General features: G+C 28.7%; 24 protein-coding genes. 9 read left to right on the top strand and 15 right to left on the bottom strand.

The features are described from left to right. Nucleotides 1-17: 17 nt before the first annotated feature. The 15 genes from cutA to CRV02_RS05290 all read right to left on the bottom strand — a co-directional run bounded on the left by cutA (nucleotide 18) and on the right by CRV02_RS05290 (nucleotide 11,163). Entirely contained in the window at nucleotides 18-326 is a 309-nt protein-coding gene (cutA, locus tag CRV02_RS05360; RefSeq protein WP_129089474.1) for a divalent-cation tolerance protein CutA, read from the bottom strand. Further along, entirely contained in the window at nucleotides 323-1,708 is a 1,386-nt protein-coding gene (locus CRV02_RS05355; RefSeq protein WP_129089473.1) for an NAD(P)H-hydrate dehydratase, read from the bottom strand. Before CRV02_RS05355 ends, cutA begins: the two co-directional genes overlap by 4 nt. A 9-nt stretch (nucleotides 1,709-1,717) precedes the next feature. After that, on the bottom strand, nucleotides 1,718-2,062 hold the full coding sequence (locus CRV02_RS05350) for a translation initiation factor SUI1 (protein WP_129089472.1): 345 nt from the start codon (nucleotides 2,060-2,062) through the stop codon (nucleotides 1,718-1,720). Between the two features lies 1 nt (nucleotide 2,063). Further along, on the bottom strand, nucleotides 2,064-3,071 hold the full coding sequence (gene tsaD / locus CRV02_RS05345; RefSeq protein ID WP_129089471.1) for a tRNA (adenosine(37)-N6)-threonylcarbamoyltransferase complex transferase subunit TsaD: 1,008 nt from the start codon (nucleotides 3,069-3,071) through the stop codon (nucleotides 2,064-2,066). Next, on the bottom strand, nucleotides 3,072-3,623 hold the full coding sequence (locus CRV02_RS05340; RefSeq protein ID WP_129084584.1) for an alpha/beta hydrolase: 552 nt from the start codon (nucleotides 3,621-3,623) through the stop codon (nucleotides 3,072-3,074). 20 nt (nucleotides 3,624-3,643) lie between these two features. Beyond that, entirely contained in the window at nucleotides 3,644-4,078 is a 435-nt protein-coding gene (locus tag CRV02_RS05335) for a DUF1566 domain-containing protein (protein WP_129084583.1), read from the bottom strand. Then, entirely contained in the window at nucleotides 4,078-4,356 is a 279-nt protein-coding gene (locus CRV02_RS05330; protein ID WP_129089470.1) for a hypothetical protein, read from the bottom strand. Before CRV02_RS05330 ends, CRV02_RS05335 begins: the two co-directional genes overlap by 1 nt. Further along, the gene (gene dxr / locus CRV02_RS05325; RefSeq protein WP_129089469.1) at nucleotides 4,346-5,413 is read right to left on the bottom strand and encodes a 1-deoxy-D-xylulose-5-phosphate reductoisomerase; all 1,068 of its coding nucleotides are present in this window, start codon (nucleotides 5,411-5,413) and stop codon (nucleotides 4,346-4,348) included. Before dxr ends, CRV02_RS05330 begins: the two co-directional genes overlap by 11 nt. Next, nucleotides 5,410-6,174, bottom strand: coding sequence for a phosphatidate cytidylyltransferase (locus CRV02_RS05320; protein WP_129089468.1), 765 nt, complete (start codon nucleotides 6,172-6,174; stop codon nucleotides 5,410-5,412). The genes dxr and CRV02_RS05320 overlap by 4 nt, the downstream gene beginning before the upstream one ends. Before the next feature lie 70 nt (nucleotides 6,175-6,244). Further along, complete coding sequence (locus CRV02_RS05315; RefSeq protein WP_129089467.1) at nucleotides 6,245-7,528, bottom strand: alpha/beta fold hydrolase; 1,284 nt, start codon at nucleotides 7,526-7,528, stop codon at nucleotides 6,245-6,247. Continuing rightward, the gene (locus CRV02_RS05310; RefSeq protein WP_129089466.1) at nucleotides 7,528-7,881 is read right to left on the bottom strand and encodes a hypothetical protein; all 354 of its coding nucleotides are present in this window, start codon (nucleotides 7,879-7,881) and stop codon (nucleotides 7,528-7,530) included. The genes CRV02_RS05315 and CRV02_RS05310 overlap by 1 nt, the downstream gene beginning before the upstream one ends. Then, the gene (locus tag CRV02_RS05305; protein ID WP_129089465.1) at nucleotides 7,878-8,516 is read right to left on the bottom strand and encodes a beta-ketoacyl synthase chain length factor; all 639 of its coding nucleotides are present in this window, start codon (nucleotides 8,514-8,516) and stop codon (nucleotides 7,878-7,880) included. Before CRV02_RS05305 ends, CRV02_RS05310 begins: the two co-directional genes overlap by 4 nt. Continuing rightward, nucleotides 8,506-9,630: a beta-ketoacyl-[acyl-carrier-protein] synthase family protein gene (locus CRV02_RS05300; protein WP_129089464.1), complete on the bottom strand. Its 1,125-nt coding sequence runs from the start codon at nucleotides 9,628-9,630 to the stop codon at nucleotides 8,506-8,508. Before CRV02_RS05300 ends, CRV02_RS05305 begins: the two co-directional genes overlap by 11 nt. Beyond that, nucleotides 9,617-9,871 (bottom strand): phosphopantetheine-binding protein, encoded by a 255-nt coding sequence (locus CRV02_RS05295; RefSeq protein ID WP_129061603.1) that lies wholly within the window; start codon nucleotides 9,869-9,871, stop codon nucleotides 9,617-9,619. The genes CRV02_RS05300 and CRV02_RS05295 overlap by 14 nt, the downstream gene beginning before the upstream one ends. Before the next feature lie 77 nt (nucleotides 9,872-9,948). Continuing rightward, a complete protein-coding gene (locus CRV02_RS05290) occupies nucleotides 9,949-11,163 on the bottom strand; it encodes an NAD(P)/FAD-dependent oxidoreductase (RefSeq protein ID WP_129089463.1) in 1,215 nt (404 codons plus the stop codon). A gap of 103 nt (nucleotides 11,164-11,266) precedes the next feature. Here CRV02_RS05290 and CRV02_RS05285 point away from each other — a divergent pair, with 103 nt between their 5' ends. Genes CRV02_RS05285 through CRV02_RS05245 form a run of 9 tightly spaced genes read left to right on the top strand, consistent with a single transcriptional unit; the run spans nucleotide 11,267 to nucleotide 19,638 of the window. After that, nucleotides 11,267-11,587: a hypothetical protein gene (locus CRV02_RS05285; RefSeq protein ID WP_129089462.1), complete on the top strand. Its 321-nt coding sequence runs from the start codon at nucleotides 11,267-11,269 to the stop codon at nucleotides 11,585-11,587. Beyond that, on the top strand, nucleotides 11,562-12,278 hold the full coding sequence (locus tag CRV02_RS05280; RefSeq protein ID WP_258239231.1) for a glycosyltransferase family 2 protein: 717 nt from the start codon (nucleotides 11,562-11,564) through the stop codon (nucleotides 12,276-12,278). Before CRV02_RS05285 ends, CRV02_RS05280 begins: the two co-directional genes overlap by 26 nt. Further along, a complete protein-coding gene (locus CRV02_RS05275) occupies nucleotides 12,278-13,144 on the top strand; it encodes a lysophospholipid acyltransferase family protein (protein ID WP_129084573.1) in 867 nt (288 codons plus the stop codon). The genes CRV02_RS05280 and CRV02_RS05275 overlap by 1 nt, the downstream gene beginning before the upstream one ends. After that, complete coding sequence (gene hutH, locus CRV02_RS05270) at nucleotides 13,141-14,661, top strand: histidine ammonia-lyase (protein WP_129089460.1); 1,521 nt, start codon at nucleotides 13,141-13,143, stop codon at nucleotides 14,659-14,661. The genes CRV02_RS05275 and hutH overlap by 4 nt, the downstream gene beginning before the upstream one ends. A gap of 16 nt (nucleotides 14,662-14,677) precedes the next feature. Further along, nucleotides 14,678-15,373: an SDR family NAD(P)-dependent oxidoreductase gene (locus tag CRV02_RS05265; RefSeq protein ID WP_129089459.1), complete on the top strand. Its 696-nt coding sequence runs from the start codon at nucleotides 14,678-14,680 to the stop codon at nucleotides 15,371-15,373. A gap of 2 nt (nucleotides 15,374-15,375) precedes the next feature. Beyond that, on the top strand, nucleotides 15,376-15,915 hold the full coding sequence (locus CRV02_RS05260) for a hypothetical protein (protein WP_129089458.1): 540 nt from the start codon (nucleotides 15,376-15,378) through the stop codon (nucleotides 15,913-15,915). Further along, nucleotides 15,908-16,381, top strand: a complete 474-nt coding sequence (locus tag CRV02_RS05255) for a hypothetical protein (RefSeq protein WP_129089457.1) — start codon at nucleotides 15,908-15,910, stop codon at nucleotides 16,379-16,381. Before CRV02_RS05260 ends, CRV02_RS05255 begins: the two co-directional genes overlap by 8 nt. Beyond that, nucleotides 16,365-18,434 carry a hypothetical protein gene (locus CRV02_RS05250; protein WP_129089456.1) on the top strand — a complete coding sequence of 690 codons (2,070 nt, stop codon included), beginning with the start codon at nucleotides 16,365-16,367 and terminating at the stop codon, nucleotides 18,432-18,434. The genes CRV02_RS05255 and CRV02_RS05250 overlap by 17 nt, the downstream gene beginning before the upstream one ends. Beyond that, a complete protein-coding gene (locus tag CRV02_RS05245) occupies nucleotides 18,424-19,638 on the top strand; it encodes an AMP-binding protein (RefSeq protein ID WP_129089455.1) in 1,215 nt (404 codons plus the stop codon). Before CRV02_RS05250 ends, CRV02_RS05245 begins: the two co-directional genes overlap by 11 nt. The last annotated feature ends 9 nt before the right edge of the window (nucleotides 19,639-19,647 follow it).

The raw sequence follows: 19,647 nt of genomic DNA, 5'->3' as shown, positions 1-19,647 counted from the left end.
TTTTTCCTCCATAAGTTTTAACAATTTTTTTCTATAAACTTTTTATATTCTTTACTTACGTCACTAATATCTAAGCCTATAATTTCGGGCACATCATAGCTATGTAATTCTTTAATTTTGCTTTTGATTTTTTTGAAGTTTTCTTTTTTAGTTTTGATACTTAATAGTATCTCTTCATCATCACAAAACTCATTTTTCCACATATAATAAGATTCTATTTTACTCATCTGAATACAAGCTGCTAGCTTTTTTTCTATAAGAACTTTTGCTATTTTTTTAGCTTCATCCTTTGATACACAAGTAGTTTGTACTAACAATAATTTCATAATTTTTTTACCTCTTCTACTAAATCTGCTGGAATAAGTGAGTAGTTATTCTTTTTATAGTTTTGGGCAGCTAATGCATGGGCTAAACTTGCAGTTATACTTGCATCTAATGAATCATAGCCTTGAGCTAATAAAGAAGCTATAAGACCACTTAAAACATCTCCACTACCACCTTTACTAAGTACAGCACTTCCAAAACTATTTATATAGATATTTTTATCTTTTCCGATAAGAGTATTTGCACCTTTTAAAAGAAGTGTTACATTAGGATATTTATTACAGAACTTAGTTACATACTCAAATCTATTTTTTTGTAACTCATCTACTTTTATATGGGCTATCTTGCACAAGTTTAATAAAGCACAAAACTCTTTTGGGTGGGGAGTTAACACAACATCTTTTTGAAGTTTGTCTAAAATAATCTCTTCATAGAATAAATCCGCATCTATTATTGTAGGAATATCCTTTGCTAATATTTTCTCAACTTCATTAATCTCATATTTTCCTAGCCCCATTCCAATTGCAATTGCTGTACAATTATCACTTATAAAATGAGTATGCATAATATGATAAGGTAAATCTATATCTTCATGACTTACTACACTTACAAGCCCTGCGCCAAAACCAAAAGCAGCTTTTGCAGCAATTACACCTGCTCCCATTTTACAACCTGCAATTACATTTAAGTGTCCAAAACTTCCTTTATGGGAATTTTTTTTATTTCTAAAAGGAAGCTTCATATCTTCTTTATCTAAAAGATAGATATTTGTATCTTCTTCATAAATATCTCTTTGAACGCCAAGGTTGGCTACTTTAATTTTACCAACATAGTCTTTTGCTTCATCACTAAAAAGAGCTACTTTTAAAGCACCCATTGTAATAGTAGTATCAGCATAAAAAGCCTCTTGATTTATTTGCCCTTTAATATTTATACCACTTGGAATATCACAGCTAAGTTTGTAGGCATCTTGTTTATTTAAAGAGTCAATGATAGATAAAGAAGTTTCATCTAAATCTTTATTTAGTCCACTTCCAAATAAGCAGTCAACAATAATATCACTTTTTACTATTGTATCTATAAAAGACACAGCTAAGAGTTTTGCTCTTTTTTCTTGAAGTTTTGCCATAGAAGATTTTACACCAAAAGGCAAGTAAAGTTTTATATCATATTTTTTATGAAGTAGTCTTGCAAGAGCTATTCCATCTGCTCCATTGTTTCCAGGTCCACAGACAATCAAAACAGAAGCTTTTTCTTCAAACTTATTTTCAATAAAATTAGCCATAGAAGAAGCTGCATGCTCCATCAAAATATCTTCTGTTAAAGCAAATTTTTCATAACACTTTTTATCTAAGGAACCTACTTCATAATATATATTCTGCATAATATACCTTTACTTTCTAAACTTCCAACCCTCTTTTTCTAAAGTTAGTTTTACTTTCTCTTTTACATCACCTTGCAGTTCAATCCATTCTTCTTTTATGCTTCCACCACAAGCAAGCTTTTTCTTTAAAAGTTTTAAAAGCTCTTTTTTATCTTTTTCTTCAAGATAGAATCTTCCAACTAAAGTTACAGGTTTACCTTTTCTTTTTTCAAAAGTGAAAACAAGCTGGTGTTGATTTTTAGGAATGATTTCAGAAGAGTTTACTTTTTTCTTTTTGTCATCTTTTTTTGTATCAAATTTATCACCTTCTAGACTTGAGCCCATATTTTGTGCTAATAAATCAGCTAATCCCATATTAAAACTCCTTTAGTCTAGTTTTTACATCAATATCTTCTATCGTTGTAAACTCTCTGTTTTTGTATTGTTCTACTGCTACTCTTCCAATCATGGCTGCATTATCGGAACAGTATTTTAATTCACTAAGATAAAGATTAACTCTGTTTGCTTTACATAAATCTTCAATTGCCGTTCTAAGTCTAATATTTGCACTTGCTCCACCTACTATTGCAAAGTTCTTTGGCAACTTCTGTTTAAATAGTTTTTTAACTTTTTGCATAATATGAGCTACTGCTGTTTTTTCAAAAGAAGCACATACATCACAAACATCTTCTTCACAAAGACCTTCTTCTTCTAGTTTTTCAAGTCTTAATCTTACTGCATTTTTTAGACCTGAATATGAGAATTCTATATTTGGACTTTGTCTTAAAGGAATAGGAAAGTCAAATCTTTCATCATCTCCTTTTAGTGCTTTTTCTTGAACAACAGGACCACCTGGATAACCTAAATTCATCATCTTTGCAACTTTATCAAAGCTTTCTCCAAAACTATCATCAAGTGTACTTGCTATTAGTTTCATGTCATTTAAAGAGTTAGCTTCTATAAGTTGAGTATGTCCACCAGAAACTAATAAAATAGTCATAGGTAAGATTTCCTCTTTTTCAATGAACAAAGAATAGATATGACCTTTTAGATGGTTTACAGCTATTAGAGGAAGTTTTAAACTTACACTTAAAGCCTTTGCCATAGTCACACCTTCCATAAGTGTAACTGAAAGCCCAGGAGCATTTGTAACAGCTATTGCTTTTAGCTTTGGAAAGTACTCTTTACACTCTTCAAGAATTTTTGGAAGAGCCTCCACATGAAGTCTAGCAGCTAACTCTGGAACTACTCCACCATATACAGAGTGTTGTAATTCTTGAGATATTTTTTTATGATAGACTAATTTTTTTGTTTCAATATCTGTTATTGCAATGGAACTATCATCACATGATGACTCAATTGAAAGTATTAATGAATCAGACATTTAAGCATTTTCCTCACACTCTTCTTCTCTATTTAACCAATCAAGAGCACAATCAAGTTTTCCATATCCAGAATCAGCATTTATATGCCCTGCTTCTTCTAAAAGTTTCATTCCTACATTAAGTTTACTTTGTAGTCTAATTGCTTCTTCTACATTCATATATGGATCATTTGTTGAAGCTGCAATAATTACTTCCTCTGATTTTAAGTCACTAGGAACTGGATAAGGGAAAAATGTTTTTGCTTCTTCTAACTCTTTATTTCTTACAGGTGCTACTAACATTAGCTTCTTTAGATTTATATCTAACTCTTCACATAAATGAAACCAAAGAATATTTGCTAAAGAGTGACAAACTACAATAGTAGGTTTAAAATGTTCAATTTCTGCTTTTACATAAGCTTTCCACTCTTCAAGGTCTGGATTATTTCTATTTGGTAAAGCAGGAAATGATACAGGTGTATTTTGCTCTATTAAATCTCTTGTTAAATGTGCTTGCCAATGGGGGAAATCACTTCCACCTAATCCATGTAAAACTAAAACTCTTTTTTCCATTTTTTCTTTTTTACCTTTCTTTATATGCTTCTTACGCATCTTACATATTTCTTTTTATGTCTACTATCAAAATAAGGGGTTCCACTGATAAAGTACATATAATCAGCATAAAACCACAGTGTTCTCCAGTGAGCTTTACTTGCCCAAAAACCATCTGCAATTCTATATCTAAAACTTTTGTGTATATTTGTTTTTTCGTTTCTTTTATCTACTATTAGTTTTAATTCTTCAATATCAGGAAGTCGCCAGTTAGAGTATCCACCATAAGATAAGTTCTCACAATACTCTTCACCCTCTTCATGGGTAAACTTTAATTTTAAAACACTAGAATTATCAACCCACATTAACTTGTTTGTATTATCTACAACAACTTTTAATGAGCTATTTCTTTTTAAATCACTTGCAAGTGCAAATGAAAAAGAGAAAATTAACATTAAGAAGAATAAGGCTTTCATTACTTATCCTTTATTTTATATTTTCCTTGTTGTAAGTTTCTTCTTACACTTTCATCCATAAGTTCTACTGTTATATTATACTCTTCTTTATAAATAATTCCAACTAGCTCTTTGCAAACCTTCTTATTCTCTTCATTTGAACCTGAGTTTTCTTTCCACTGTTGAAACTTTTCTTCATACATATTTACAATATTTTTTTCAAATTTACTTCGTGTATAAATTAAATAAACTACTAAAACTAATAGTATCCCAAAGGGAATAAGTAAATCAAGAGTCATAGTAAGACCTAACTTCTTTATCTATTTCAAAAATATCATCAATAGAGTTTGCTTTTACACTTGAAAATCTTTCTAATGCATCTAAACTCATTTTTGATACATCTAAAAATCCAATTTGCGAGTTTAAAAATTTTGATACGGCTACTTCATTTGCAGCATTTAAAACAACACCTAAATCTAAGTTTTCTAGAATAGTGTCTTTAACTTCCCAGATTGGATATCTTTGTTTATCAATCTGCCTAAACTCTAAACTTCCTACTTTTAATAAATCAACTGGTTTTAAAACTTGCTCATCACATTTTCCTAAAATTGCATAAGCAATAGGAAGTTGCATAGAAGCATTTGCTATATGTGCAGTTGAACTTCCATCTTCAAAGTTAACTAAACCATGAATTAAAGATTTTGTTTCAATAATAGCATCTAATTTTCTAGTATCAAATAACCATGCAGCTTCCATAAGCTCAAACATTTTATTTGTCATTGTTGCTGAATCTATTGTGATTTTATTTCCCATTGACCAGTTTGGATGATTTAAAGCTTCTTTAATAGAAACATCTTTTAGTTTTTCTAGTGGATAGTCCCTAAAAGAACCACCACTTGCTGTAATAGTCATAGAAGAGATTTTTTTATCTTGAAGTAAATACCAAAGTGCAAAATGCTCTGAATCTATAGGACTAAGCTTTGTTTGGTCAATAAACTTTCCTGCAACAACTAAAGACTCTTTGTTTGCAAGAGCTATTTTCTTTTTACACTCAATTGCTTTTAGTGTTGGTCTTAAACCTAGAAAACCTACAAGTGCATTTACAACTGTTTTAGCCTCTGATTCTTCAATTGCTTTTAAAATTGCATCTTCACCAAAACTAACATTAGTATGATTTACTTTATGAATATCTTCTTTTCTTGCTATTACAACTTTTTTAGGCTTAAACTCTTCAACTTGTTTGTTTAGTAGCTCAATATTAGTTCCAGCAACTAAAACCTCAACATTTAACTTGAATTTTCTAGCTATATTTAGAGTATTTACTCCTATAGAGCCTGTAGAACCAAGGACTATCACATTACTGCTCTTAGAATCATTAACATAAGAACTCCACCAAAAAGGTATCCATCAGTTCTATCTAGAATTCCTCCATGTCCTGGTAAAATATCTCCACTATCTTTGATGCCAGAAAGTCTTTTTAAATATGATTCAAAAAGGTCTCCAAATACTGAAGAAATTGCTACTGCAACTGAAATAACAATTGCCCCTAAAGTTGAAATATTGTCAAGAGAGAAGATAAGACCAAAGATAGTTGCAACCACAACTCCACCAATCACACCTTCAATTGTTTTGTTAGGACTTGTTTCACAGAACTTTGTTTTTCCCATACTTCTACCAACAAAATATGCTCCAACATCAGCACCTGCTACAATTACAAGTAACCATAATAAAGACATAACACCATACTCACTATAAAGTGCTAGTAAAAACAGAAATGAAGCTGTTGGATAAAGTAGTGGTAAGAAAAGTTTTCTATCAATCTCTTTTTTATATGCAATTAAAGAAGCATAAACTATTGCTAATAAAAATACTAAGTCTTCTGGGTAAGGATAGAAGTAAGCTAAAAACCAGATACTTCCTGTATAAAAGTATATAGAGTCACTTTGCATCTTATACATTTTCATAGATTCATTAATTGAAACTACTAATAAAATACCAAACAGTAACCACATTATAAAAAATGAATCAATGTACCCTATAACTAGCACAGCTAATATCAATGCAATACCAGTTTTAATTCTTGTAGAACTAGATTTAATTATCTCGTTAAATGCCATATATATTCCTAAAATAATAAGTTAGATATTCTAACATTTTATCTCTTGGTAGAAAATAATAGCTTTTATTTTAGAAGTGACCTACAGTAAATACTCCATGTCTAGGTTGAGAATTAACAGTACATAAAGAGTAAACTACCTCTTGCTTTTTTTCACTATTTGTATAAAAAGCTTTTGTCTTAGTCTCTACATCAACGGCAGCCAAATCAAAATCAGAATTGTTTATCTCAATAGGTTTATCTAGCTTTATTGTAGTTGCTGTCATTTGAACTTTTGAATTAATAATAAAACTATCTTTTGTTAAATCAAGTTTTGAGTTTATAAAATCTATTTTTGAGTTATAGATAATTAACTCTTCAATAAAAGCATCTTTAAGAGTAATATCTTTACTATCATAAACTTCCACTTTTTTAAAATGCCCCTTTAAAACTCTACCTTCGTCATTTCTAATTACAATTTCTTTAGATGATGACTCTATTTTAGTGTCTTTTTTTATATATCTTTTTGTTTTTAGATGTTTTTTTAATAAATCTAAATAGGTTTCAAAATTGTCTATCATTGGAGTATGTTTTGAGTCTTCAATAATTTCTAATTTTGAGTTTTTGATTAATTTATTTAAAGCATATCCTGTTCTAAGAGGTGCAGTTTTATCCTCTTTTCCCCACACAATTAAAGTTGGTACTTCAATTCTTTGAGGAATAGAAGAGAAGTTTTCCTCTGCTAAAGCCATTGCAGCAATTGTATTTGGGTTTGAACGAAGAATTACCTTTCTAGTTAATTTAGAGTTTAACATAGTATCTACTTCAAAAGGCATAATAGTATCTATCATTTGTGGCAACTCTGACATAAAATCTGAAATAGCATCACTCTTTACCGTTTCTTTTACTTTATATTTAACTAAAAACTCCGAATATGCAACCTTATGTAAAATTGCTGCAGCATCAATAAGTGTTAAACTTTTTACTCTTTCTTGATTTAAACTTGTATATTTTAAACTAATACTAGCTCCCATAGAGTGACCCACTAAGTGAAAAGGCTTATCTACAAAGTTATCAATTAAAGTATCAATAAAACCTACATATCTTTTTGGAGAGTATAATTGGTTAGATTTATCTGACTTTCCAAAACCTGGTAAATCAAATATCAAAATATAGTAATCTTTTTTTAAAGCTTCAACTGATTCAAGCCAAATAGATGAAGCCTCTTTTCCTAAACCATGAACAAAAACTATTGCTTCATTTTTAGGGTTTCCATAAGTTTCTACGTAACTTACTTCATTAAAGATTGGTTCTTTAATGAACTGGGCATTTAAACAATAAATAAATAAAGAGAAAGTAAAAAGAAACTTTTTCATTACTCTTGTATCATTACTGTTAAAACACCTGTTGCAAAGTTTGTATTCTCTGCTAAATCAAAAACATTAAAAGAGAATTCACAAACAGCACCAAACTCTAAATTCTTTTCTACTTTAATTACATATTCTAAAGTATCTGGTTCTTTATTTAGTTTTACTTCTTTTACTGATACTAAAAAACCAATTTTTGCTTCTTTTTCTTGTGAAAATCCAGCAGAACTTTGTGCCGCTGCTTCAAAAAGCATTGGTAAAGTTGGTAAAGAAGAAAATTCACATTTAACTTTTATAAACTCTTTGTTTACTTCTAAAAGCTCTTTTGCAAACTTTATTGGTTCTTGATGAGGGATATTCATAGTTTCACCTCTATAATATTTTTTTGATTTTCATTGAACTGTTTTGCATATGATAAAAGTTCTTTTACAGACTCTGGACACTTAGTATTATCATCTTTTAAATCCATTGTTGCTTGCTCTTTAGTAACTTTTACTTTTAAAGCAACTGCAACTTCAAGGAAATCAATACACTTATTTACTTGCTCAATATTCTCAATGTTCATAGTTTCAGTAACCACTAATAAAATTTCATCCCCATCTAATGCTTTTATAGCTCCCATTTTTAGAAGTCTATTAGAAGTATTGTCTCCACAAGAGATAGTCAAGATTTCACTCTCATTTTTTTCTAAAATCGAAGCATAAGATACTGGTGTATTATAAACAGAGTTTTGGAAGTCTGTAGGAGAGATTCCCTCTTTATTTAAAATTGCATTTAAAATATTTGCAGTTGCAGGAAGTTCACCATATGCACTTCCATACATAATTCTTCCTTGTTTAAAATCAACTTTGTCCATAAGCTCTACTGTTAACTTAGAAGCTCTTGTTAATCTTCTTCTAAATACCATTTTAGGAACTAAAGCTTTTGTATTTAGGTCTTCTACTTGTGTAGGAGCTAATAAAAATGCTGCATTTAAAATCTCTAAATTAATTGTCATTGCTTAGTCCTAAAAGAATACTTGTATTATTTCCACCAAAGGCAAATGAGTTAGAAAGTACATATGAAACTTCTTGTTTTAAAGGTTCATTTGTAAATGAGATATCTTCTCTTTCTACATCTTTGATATCTTTTGAAGGTGGTATTATCTGTTTTTGTAAACTCATACAAGCAATAACAGCTTCAATAGCTCCAGCAGCTCCTAAAGTATGTCCTGTAAAAGATTTGGTTGAACTAACATAAGGTTTTGAAGTATCAAATACCAATGAAATTGCATTTAATTCTGAAGAATCATTTGCCATAGTTCCTGTACCGTGGGCATTGATATAAGATATTTTTTCTTTATTTATTTTTGCATCATCAATAGCATTTTGCATTGCTTTTGCAGCACCTAAACCTTCTGGGTGAGGCTGAGTCATATGGTGACCATCTGAACTATATCCAGCTCCACATATTTCAACACTTGTTGAATCTTCTTTTTCATCTTGGATTAAAAGAACTGCAATAGCTTCAGCTACATTCATCCCTTCTCTATTTTTTTCAAATGGAGTACAAGGGTTTGATGATAAAACACTTAGTGCTGAAAATCCACAAACAGTAGTATAAGATAAAGCATCTACACCTACAACTAAAACGTTTTTATAAATACCTTTATTTATTACCTCTTTTGCATACCCTAAAGCATTAGCACTAGAAGTACAAGCTGTAGAAAAAGAGATATCGTCATAAAAATTGAAATCTTGTTTTAAGTGATAAGCTATTGCATCAATTGGATGTTTTTTATAGTCAATATTTTCATAACTAGAATCTTTAAAAAAAACTTTTTCTGTTTCGTTCATTCCACCAACAGAAGAGCCAATTATAAGTAAAGTATTATCATAGTTTTCTAGATTAGAGTTTGTAAGTACTTTGTTTACTGTTTTTGTAAGTAAGTCATTGAAAGATAAGTTTGAATCTATTTTTCCAATTGCAACACTTCTATCTTGAACATAAGAGTCATCAATTGAAATACAATCTTTTTTTTCGCAGATTGAAGCGAAAAGCTGTTGGGAATCAAGTCCAGCACAGCTTACTGCTTCAAAACTATTTATATATGCCTTTTTATTTGTTATCATTAATATATTTTAATAAGTTCTCTACTGATGCAAAAATTTCATTATACTGCTCTGGGTTTTGAATTTTTACACCATACTCTTTTTCAATAATTAATACTAATTCAATTGAATCAACTGAATCTAAACCTAAACCTTCATCCCCAAAAAGTGCATCTGCATCTTCAATATCTCCAACTTCAATATCTTCAAGTTTTAAACCATCAATCAAAACTTGCTTAAACTCATTGCTTGAAATTGCCATTAATTTTATCCCTCTTTTAGTCTATTTTATTATATTATTATATTATTTTAGCCCTTTTAGACATCTTATATAGATGTCTAAACCATTGAGATAAGGGCATCAATTTTTTGTTTTGAGTTTTTAACAAAGTAGTTATCTTCATCCCAAACATACCCAGAAAGAATTGAAGCTACTGATTGTTTTATCTTTTCAGCTTTATTTGGAGCATAGAAGATTTTTCTTAATTTTCCTTCATACCAAGCATAAACAAACTCTCTAAATACGTTAATACCAATCATCATATAATCTTCATAATCTTTTTGCCAATCTACTTTTTCACCATTTAGTTCTTTAATAATTAAATCTCCAACTCTATCAGAAGACTCTAAAGCTAATGTTACACCAGAAGAGAAAACTGGGTCTAAAAACTCAGTTGCATTTCCACTTAAGGCAAAACCTTTTCCATGCATAGTTTTAATTGCTGCTGAGTAACCATTGATAACTCCTACAGGTCTTAACTTCCTAGCATCTTTATATTTCTCTTTTAAATATTCATGCTCATTGATTACTTTGTCAAAGAAGTCTTCAAGACTAAGACCAGTTTCTTCAAAGTATGATTCTTCACAAACAACACCAATAGAAGTTACTCCATCACTAAAAGGAATTCCCCATAACCATGCTTTATTATCATCATGGATTACAATATCAATGAAACCTTCTTTATCTTTTTCTCTTCTTGTTTCACCTTCAACTCTTGTGAAAATTGCATTTCTAAGTCTTAAATCAGAAGGAATATCTAAATCTAAAAGTTTAGGTAATACTCTTCCATATCCAGAAGCATCTAATACAAATCTTGCTTTAAATACTCTTTCTTCACCATTTTCATCTGTTGCAGTAACTTTGTTATTGTCATTATCATAAGCAATCACTTCATACTTATGTCTAACATCTGCTCCCCATTTTTTAGCAGTTTCTAAAAGAACATTATCAAACTCTTCTCTTTTTACTTGATAACTTGTTCCCCATTTTTGACCTAAGTTATTTCTAAAATCAATTAGCTCTTCTTGTTTATTTTCATCAATGAAAATTGCACCTGGTTTTAGCATAAAACCTTGCTCTTCAATAACATCAATTAAACCATTTTTTTCTAAAATTTCATTACATCTTGGAAGTAGTGATTCTCCAATAACAAACCTAGGAAATTCTAACTTTTCTAATATTGTTACACTAAACCCAGCTTTTAATAGTTTACACGCAGCAACAGAACCACTAGGTCCCCCACCAATAACCAACACATCACAATTTTCTTCCATTAAGTCCTCCAAGAAGTAATACAAATAATTTTTTCTTATTATATACTTAGTTTACTTTTGATACAATTGAATCTAATATTTGCATTTACAAGGTAATAAGTAATTGAACAATTTATATAGTTTTAATGTTCTAAAAAAAGAGAATGACTATGCTGAAATAGAAGTATTATTTACAGACAAAAGTCATGAAATTTTCAAAGCTCACTTTCCAGATAATAGTTTACTTCCAGGATTTCTTCAAATAGATATCATAAGTGAAATTTTATCAATTGATGTTATAGAAGTAAAAAAAGCTAAATTCTTACAAGCAATTCTTCCAGAGGATAAAGTAACTTATTTTGTAAAAATAAAAGATACAACTTTTAATGTAAAAATTGAAAAAGAAAATAAAAAATGTAGTGAGTTCTCCATTGTACAAAAATGATATTATCATAGTTGTTCCTACTTTCAACAACCCAAAAACAATCTCAAATGTAATAAAAGACATTTTAAATCACAACTACAAAGTTATTGTTGTAGATGATGGTTCAGATATTGAAGTTTCTAGTTTAATTGAAAAAAATGAAGATGTTACTGTTTTAAGACATGAACAAAACCAAGGTAAAGGCCAAGCTATTCTTACAGGTGCAAAAAAAGCAAAAGAGCTTGGATATGAATACTTTGTAAGTATGGATGGAGATGGTCAACATTTAGCTTCAGAGATAGCGAAACTAAAAGCCTGTATAAACAGTAAAAACCAAATTGTTATGGGTGCTAGAAACTTTGAAATAGACAATGTTCCACAAAAATCAAAAATAGGTAGAGCCTTTCATAACTTTTGGATTAGATTAAATAGTGGTTACCACATAAATGACTCACTAACTGGTTTTAGACTATACCCTGTTTCAATACTTGATTTAAATATTAAAACTAGAAGATTTAACTTTGAAGTAGAAGTTTTAGTAAAACATTATTGGAAACATAAAAATATTACTGATACTATAATTGAGTGCTATTACCCTACTCCTGAAGAGAGAGTAAGTCACTTCGATAACTACAATGACACAATAAATATCACACTTTTACATCTAAAACTTTTTTTACAAAAGATATTTTTATTAAAAGGTATTCTTTAATGGCAGCTAAACAAAGAGTTGGTGGACCAGTTGTAAAAACTCTATACTCATTTTATAAAATATTTGGTTATGGAAGTGTTTACTTCTCTTTGTATTTTGTTGTTTTATACTACTTTTTATTTGCTTCAAATGTAAGGGAATCTTTAAAACAATATTATAAAAATATTGGGGAAGAGTTTTCAAATAAAAAATATTTCAAACACCTATTTAACTATGCCCTAGCTACTTCTGATAGATTTATCTCAAAGGCAAATCCTGAAATATATAACTTCATAAACCAAAATAGAAATGAACTATTAAGTGAATTAAAAAATGGTTCTATTCTTCTATCAAACCATTTTGGTGGTTGGGCAACAGCAAGTAACTACTTTAGAGATGACAATATTAAAATAAATATTGTTATGAATGAAGCTATGATAAAAAATGCAAGTGAATTTGAACAAGTTATAAATAAAAAAAATGATAAAAATGTAAATATCATCGACCTATCAAAGGGTGATATTGCTACATCTATCTCTATTGGAAATGCTTTACTAAATAATGAATCAGTAGCATTAATGGGTGATAGAGCTATAAATAAAAAACATTTACACAAAATCTCTTTTTTTGAAAAAGATGCACACTTTAATAAAAATCCATTTCTTATTGCATATAAAACAAAAAAGCCTATTATTGCACTTTTTGTTGTATTAAAAGAGAAAAAAACTTACGAAATGATATTTGAAAGAATTGATATAAATACTAATAAAAAGGAAAATGAAGCTGTAGAAGAAGCTATGCAAAGGTATGTAAAACTATTAGAGAAAACTTTAAAAGAACACCCTTTACAATGGTTCAATTTTTACGATTTCTGGGAGGACAAATGAAATTAACAATTGACAAGAGACATATTAGTCTTAAAGAGATTGTAAATGCATCTAGCGTTGAGATCTCAAATGATGAGAAGTTTATAACTTTTATTAACCATACACATGATTTTATGATGGATACAATCAAACAAGGTAAGCCTATTTATGGAATTACAACTGGATATGGAGATAGTGGTAAAAACTATGTAGATTATGATGATGCTGCAAAACTTCAAACAAATCTATTTAGATTTCACGGTTGTGGAATAGGTAAAAACCTATCATATGAAGTATGCAGATATGCAGTTATTTGCAGAACTATTTCATTAAGTAAAGCTAGGTCTGGGGTTTCAATGAACCTTTTACACAGACTTGAAATGTTAATTGAAAAAGATATTATTCCAGTTATTCCATCGCAAGGGTCAGTGGGAGCAAGTGGTGACCTAACTCCACTATCATATATTGCAGCAGTTGTTGCAGGTGAGAGAGAAGTTTACTATAAAGGTGAGATTAAATCTGCTATTGAAGTTTATAATGAACTTGGAATAGAACCATACTCTTTTGAACCAAAAGAAGCCTTAGCAATTATGAATGGAACAACTATCATGAGTGCAATTGCTTTAAAAGCGATTGAAGAGTTTGAAGTTATCTTAGACTCTATGGAGTCATATGTTGCTGGTATGTTTGAGGTTTTATTAGGAGACGATACTCCTGTTGCAGATTTTGTACATGATTCAAAACCATTTGATGGACAAATTGCAGCTGCTAAAAATATTAAAAACAAAATAGCTGGTTCAAAGTTAACTCATGGAAGAGATGACAGATACGATAAATTCTTTGCAGATAACCACTTAAATATCCAAGACACTTACTCTATGAGATGTGCACCACAAGTTTTAGGTGTAATTAGAGATAACCTTGATATTTCTAAAAAATGGGTTGAGACTGAAATCAACTCTGTAAATGACAACCCATTAATTGATGGAGAAAATCAAAAAATTTATACTTCTGGAAACTTCTATGGTGGATATGTAGCTCACGCTATGGATACACTAAAAATTTGTGCTGCAAATTTAGCTGACTTACTTGATAAAGAGTTTGCCCTACTTGTTGACCACAAATTTAATAGAGGATTAGGAGAGAATCTTAAACTTTCAAAAGAGCCATTTTTTCATGGATTTAAAGCTATGCAAATTAGTCTTAGTTCATTAAGTGCAGATGTTATTAAAAATACAACTGCTGCATCTATTCACTCAAGACCAACAGAATCACTAAATCAAGATAAAGTTTCTATGGGTACAACAGCAGCAAATGATTTTGCAAAAATGATGCCAGAACTTCATAATATGCTTTCTATTGCCTTTATAGGTATGGCACAAGCAGTTGATATTAGAGGAAAAGAACAAGTATCTCCACACTTAAGAAAAATCTATGATACAACAAGAGAGATTGTAGAGCCTTTACTTGAAGATAGAAGAATGGATATTGATATAAAAAATATCAATAAACTAATCCAAGAAGCTAAATTTATATAAAGAGTTTGTTGTGGAAATGAAAAAAGTATTAGTAACAGGGGCAACTGGTTCTATTGGTGAAGCTATTGTAAAAGAGTATGCAAAGAATGGTTACTTTGTATATGTTCACTATAATAGTAATAAAGACAAAGCTCAAGCTATTTTAGACTCAATTGAGCATGGTGAATTAATCACTTTTAATATGCAAGATAAAGAGGATATTAAAACTACTTTAGAAAATATTTCTGTTGATGTTTTAGTAAATAATGCTGGAATCATCAAAGACAATCTATTTTTCTTTATGGAAGATGAGCAATGGGAAGATGTGATAAATACTAACCTTTCTGGAATGTATCATGTTACAAAAACTATCTCTAGAAATATGATGATGAACAAAAAAGGAAGTATCGTAAATGTAGCTTCTATCTCAGGTATCTCTGGAAATGCGGGACAAGCTAACTACTCAGCTTCTAAAGGTGGAGTAATTGCCTTTACAAAAACTTTAGCAATTGAGCTTGGAAGATATAATATTAGAGCAAATGCAATAGCTCCAGGTATCATAGAATCTGAAATGATAGAAAACATTCCAAATAGTAAGGAGCTTAAAAAATCTATTCCTTTAAATAGATTTGGAAAACCAGAAGAAGTGGCAAAATGTGCTTACTTTATAGGAAATGATGCTACTTATGTAAGTGGTGAAGTTTTAAATATCAGTGGAGCAATGGTTAGGTAAGAATGAACCTAATTATCTCACTGCTTTATGCACCAATAGTATTTATATCACTTAAATATTTTGATATCACGAAAGTAAGTCTTGTAATATTTTGCTTAAGTACTCTTTGGTTCATAGTGGTTTTTAAAAGAGGTTATAAAGAGTATTTGTACCCTCTTTTATATATTTGTATCTCTATTTTGGCTTTTTTCCTAAAAGAGTTTTTGCTTTTAAAAACTATACCCTTTTTGATTTCAAGTTTTATTACAGCAATAATGTTTATCTCATATATAAATAAAAACTCTATAATTTTATTTTTTGCTAAAAAGTTCTCAAAAAAAGAGTTTAGTAAAAAGGAAGAAGAGTATATTCATAAATCAACTCTTTTTTGGTTTTTTACTTCTTTAATAAATGCTATAATTCATCTTATTATTTTCTTTGATACGAATATGGATTATTGGATTTATTATAGTTCTATTGGCTGGTACTTTGTTTTTATTTTTGCAGGACTATTACAGTTTTTACATAGAAAGTTTATTTTTTTAAAGGATTCAAATGATTAAAGCACTATTTCTTACTCTATTTACTATAAATATATTTGCACAAACTATTCACTTTGAAGAGTCAAAATATATAGATGCTTTAGATATAAGTACTAAAAAAACTGGCTATATAAACTTTAAAGAAGACTCTATTGAAACTTCATATGAAAATAGTGATGAAGTTTTACTATTTCAAGAAGATACTCTTTTTATAAAGAAAAAAGATGAAACTGTAGAGATTGATTTAAATAGAGATATGCCTAAAAAGATATATTATACTCTACTGGAAGCTATCTATTTAGATGATATCTCAAATTTAGAAGTTTATTTTGAAATAGAACAAAAAAATAATGAAGTATTTCTAAAACCTAAAAGTATTGTTGCAAACTATGTAAAAAGTATAAACTACAAAAAAACTACGAAATTAGAATATCTTCATATTAATATGCTAAACAATGATAGGATAAGTATTGAACAAATTGATTAAACTATCAAATTTTTTAATCTTTTCTATTGTTTTATTAGCTCTTTTTTTATCAAATAGCTATACAAATATCTCTAATAGTATTTTATCTATTTTGCCAGATTCACAAAATAAACAAATCCTACAAGCCTATACAAAATACTCTGACTCAAAAACTCTTTTTGTATCTTTTGAAAACCTTCCTAAACAAGAAATAAAAAACGTAGAGAAAGAGCTTTTAGATATAGAAGGTTTACACAAAGAAAATAGTTTAGATAAAAAAGCTTTGTTAGAGTATCAAGAAAAATATCAACTTTTTTTAAAAAATATAGATGAAAAAAGATTAGAAAACATAGATGTAAAAGAAGAGTTAGTAAAAGTACAAAACTCTTTACTAAACTCTTTTTTCCCAGTTTTAATAAATAAACAAGACCCTTTAAACCTTTTTGAAAAAACTAAACAAGAAAAGATAAATAAAAATATAAGAGTTTACACCTTTGATAAAACAATAAATAGTTTAGCTAAATACAAAGAGGTTTATTCAAAAATAAAAACCATAGAAAAAAAATATAAAGAGATAAAAACCTTTAGTACAATTTTCTATTTTGTAGAAAACTCACAAGCTATAAAAGCTGATGTAAACAAAATCATAATATTTGCTTTTTTGATTTTACTAACACTATATATTTTTATTCTAAGAAATATTCCTTTACTTTTAAATACACTAACGACATTAGCTACCTCAGCTATTATCTCAATTCTTGTTGTTACTTCTATTTTTAGTGAAGTCTCTATCTTTGTTTTAGTATTTGGTTTATCAATTAGTACAGTTGCTATTGATTATATGTTTCATCACTATATGCATGGTCACTATCTAAAAAAGAAAGAGTTTAATAAAGAAGTATTCTTTGGCTTTTTGACAACTATTATTGCTTTTATTACTATTAGTTTTATCTCTTTTTCTTTGATTACTCAAATAGCTATTTTTACAATTATATCTCTTACTGTTTCATATCTTCATTTTAGTTTTTTATATCCAAAAATTGGTTTTACATTAAAACAAAACAAAAAAACAAATAATATTAAAGTTAAGATAGATAGATTTTATATTCTTCTATTCTCATTTACAGCTATTGCCTTTTCACTAACTAATATCTCATTTGATACAAACTTACGAAATCTTGATTATCAAAACAAAAACCTTGATAGATTAAACGCTTACTTTCAAAAAGAGCTAAAACAAAAAAACAAAGTTGCCCTACTGATTGAAAGTACCTCAACAAATGATTTAATAAAAAAATATCAAAGAGTAAAACAGACTATTCCTTCTTTAAATTCTTCCCTTGATTTAATTATCACAAAAAAGCAATATGAAAAGACAAAAGAGCTTTTAAATAGTGAAAAATTTGAAGAGTTAAAAAAAGAGTTAGAACTTCAAGCTTCTAATTTAGGGTTTAAAAAAGAGTATTTTAAAGAGGCTTATAGTTTAAAAGAGCTTCCAAACTATAGTTTTGAAAAACTAAAAGAGTTAAAAATAAACTATTTTAAATATAAAGAAAAAAACTATGTATTTTTAGCCCTAGATATCAAAGATTATGAAAAAATTAAAACCCTAGAGTTTATAAAACCACTTAGCATGAAGTTTTTATTTGAAGACTCATTAAATGAAGTAAAAGAAAATATTTTAATACTTGGAACTATTGCTTTAGTTCTAATTATTTTAATGCTTATATTTATTACAAAAAAGAAGTTTCTTTTTGCACTTAGTTTTTTACTATTTCCTTTAGCTTTAATTCTTTTATATTCTAACTTTGTGGCATTTAATATCTTACATCTTTTTATGATGTTTATTATTTTAGCAATTAGTATTGATTATGCTATTTATAGTTCTAAAAGCTTAGATATAAATACAAAAAAAGCTATACTCTTCTCCCTTCTTAGTACATTTGCAGGGTTTGGAGTACTTATATTTAGCAAAATAAATTCACTTTATTCTATTGGAATAGTTGCCACAATTGGTGTTTTAGCTATTGCATTTTTACTAATATTTTTAAAAAGGTCATCAAATGAAGATTGAAGTTCATAACGATAATGGAACTATTACAACACATAATTTAAATAAAAAAGATTTTACGAATAGTTCTTTACAAAATCATTTAGGTTATATTAACTCTAAATCCAAAGAACAAAATGCCTTAAATATTATCAAAGCATATTTTAATGACTCAAAAATCATTCTATTTGATGAGACAAACCAAATACTAAAAGAAAAACTTGATGAACTAAATATCAAAGAGTTTTTACATAAGGAAAAGATAAATACTATTTTTGATGAAAAAGATTTTTCTATGATGTTTTTTACAAGTGGAAGTACTGGAAATCCAGTAGGAGCTTTAAAAACAAAAAAACATCTTGAAGAAGAAGTTCAAGTTTTAACAAAACTATTTGAGAAAAGAGAGATAAAAAAAGTCATTCTAACTGTACCATTTATTCATATTTATGGAATGTTATTTGGTCTTTTATATCCACTTTTAAATGATATTGATATTGTCTTAAAAGAACACTTTTTGCCAAATGATTTACTAAATTTAATTGATGATAATAGTTTAGTTGTAACCACTCCACTTTATATAAAAGCTTTAAATAAAATTTCACAAGAAAAAGATTTATCAAAAGCTACTTTTGTTAGTTCAACGGGACCACTTGATTCACAAAATGCAAAAGAGTTTAGTGAAAAGTTTAATACAGATGTTATGCAAATTTTTGGTTCAACAGAAACAGGTGGAATCGCTTATAAACTAAATGACGAAATTTTATGGACACCTATGCCTAAAGTTGAAATTCAAACAAATGAGCAAAATGAATTAAAAGTTTTATCACCTTTTGTTTCAACAACTATTTATGAAAATAGTTTCAAAGATATAAATGGAGTAATGCAAACCTTTGATTATATTGAAAAAGAGAATGAGAAGTTTAGACTTGTAGGTAGAAGTTCACAGATTTTAAAGATTGCAGGGAAAAGGTACTCTACTATTCAAATAGAAAATATTTTAGAAGAGGAAGAGGAGATAAACAAGGCTTTAGTTTTTGTAAGTTCTGATAATGACTCTTTAAGGGGTGAAGTTTTAGATATCACCCTAGAAAGTTCTAAAGAATTCACAGCAAGAGAGATAAAAAAGATTTTACAAAGTAAACTTTCTAATCTAAAGTTTTCACTGTCATTAAAACATGTGGATAAAATACCAACTTCAAGTGTTGGTAAAAAGTTGAAAATAAACTAATAGTTTGCT

Origin of the sequence: Arcobacter sp. CECT 8989, from assembly GCF_004116715.1 — a bacterium.
GTDB lineage: Bacteria > Campylobacterota > Campylobacteria > Campylobacterales > Arcobacteraceae > Halarcobacter.
The sequence above is the reverse complement of the archived record's forward strand: the minus strand, read 5'-3'. Positions and strand labels throughout refer to the sequence as shown.

What these genes read in the sequence shown, in the direction of transcription:
- CRV02_RS05255 (WP_129089457.1), top strand. Translation starts at nt 15,908, where the DNA reads ATGATTAAAGCACTATTTCTTACTCTATTTACTATAAATATATTTGCA.
- CRV02_RS05340 (WP_129084584.1), bottom strand. Translation starts at nt 3,623, where the DNA reads ATGGAAAAAAGAGTTTTAGTTTTACATGGATTAGGTGGAAGTGATTTC.
- CRV02_RS05260 (WP_129089458.1), top strand. Translation starts at nt 15,376, where the DNA reads ATGAACCTAATTATCTCACTGCTTTATGCACCAATAGTATTTATATCA.
- CRV02_RS05315 (WP_129089467.1), bottom strand. Translation starts at nt 7,528, where the DNA reads ATGAAAAAGTTTCTTTTTACTTTCTCTTTATTTATTTATTGTTTAAAT.
- hutH (WP_129089460.1), top strand. Translation starts at nt 13,141, where the DNA reads ATGAAATTAACAATTGACAAGAGACATATTAGTCTTAAAGAGATTGTA.
- tsaD (WP_129089471.1), bottom strand. Translation starts at nt 3,071, where the DNA reads ATGTCTGATTCATTAATACTTTCAATTGAGTCATCATGTGATGATAGT.
- CRV02_RS05305 (WP_129089465.1), bottom strand. Translation starts at nt 8,516, where the DNA reads ATGACAATTAATTTAGAGATTTTAAATGCAGCATTTTTATTAGCTCCT.
- CRV02_RS05335 (WP_129084583.1), bottom strand. Translation starts at nt 4,078, where the DNA reads ATGAAAGCCTTATTCTTCTTAATGTTAATTTTCTCTTTTTCATTTGCA.
- CRV02_RS05300 (WP_129089464.1), bottom strand. Translation starts at nt 9,630, where the DNA reads ATGATAACAAATAAAAAGGCATATATAAATAGTTTTGAAGCAGTAAGC.
- CRV02_RS05320 (WP_129089468.1), bottom strand. Translation starts at nt 6,174, where the DNA reads ATGGCATTTAACGAGATAATTAAATCTAGTTCTACAAGAATTAAAACT.
- CRV02_RS05275 (WP_129084573.1), top strand. Translation starts at nt 12,278, where the DNA reads ATGGCAGCTAAACAAAGAGTTGGTGGACCAGTTGTAAAAACTCTATAC.
- CRV02_RS05265 (WP_129089459.1), top strand. Translation starts at nt 14,678, where the DNA reads ATGAAAAAAGTATTAGTAACAGGGGCAACTGGTTCTATTGGTGAAGCT.
- CRV02_RS05310 (WP_129089466.1), bottom strand. Translation starts at nt 7,881, where the DNA reads ATGAATATCCCTCATCAAGAACCAATAAAGTTTGCAAAAGAGCTTTTA.
- CRV02_RS05245 (WP_129089455.1), top strand. Translation starts at nt 18,424, where the DNA reads ATGAAGATTGAAGTTCATAACGATAATGGAACTATTACAACACATAAT.
- CRV02_RS05330 (WP_129089470.1), bottom strand. Translation starts at nt 4,356, where the DNA reads ATGACTCTTGATTTACTTATTCCCTTTGGGATACTATTAGTTTTAGTA.
- cutA (WP_129089474.1), bottom strand. Translation starts at nt 326, where the DNA reads ATGAAATTATTGTTAGTACAAACTACTTGTGTATCAAAGGATGAAGCT.
- CRV02_RS05350 (WP_129089472.1), bottom strand. Translation starts at nt 2,062, where the DNA reads ATGGGATTAGCTGATTTATTAGCACAAAATATGGGCTCAAGTCTAGAA.
- CRV02_RS05355 (WP_129089473.1), bottom strand. Translation starts at nt 1,708, where the DNA reads ATGCAGAATATATATTATGAAGTAGGTTCCTTAGATAAAAAGTGTTAT.
- CRV02_RS05295 (WP_129061603.1), bottom strand. Translation starts at nt 9,871, where the DNA reads ATGGCAATTTCAAGCAATGAGTTTAAGCAAGTTTTGATTGATGGTTTA.
- CRV02_RS05290 (WP_129089463.1), bottom strand. Translation starts at nt 11,163, where the DNA reads ATGGAAGAAAATTGTGATGTGTTGGTTATTGGTGGGGGACCTAGTGGT.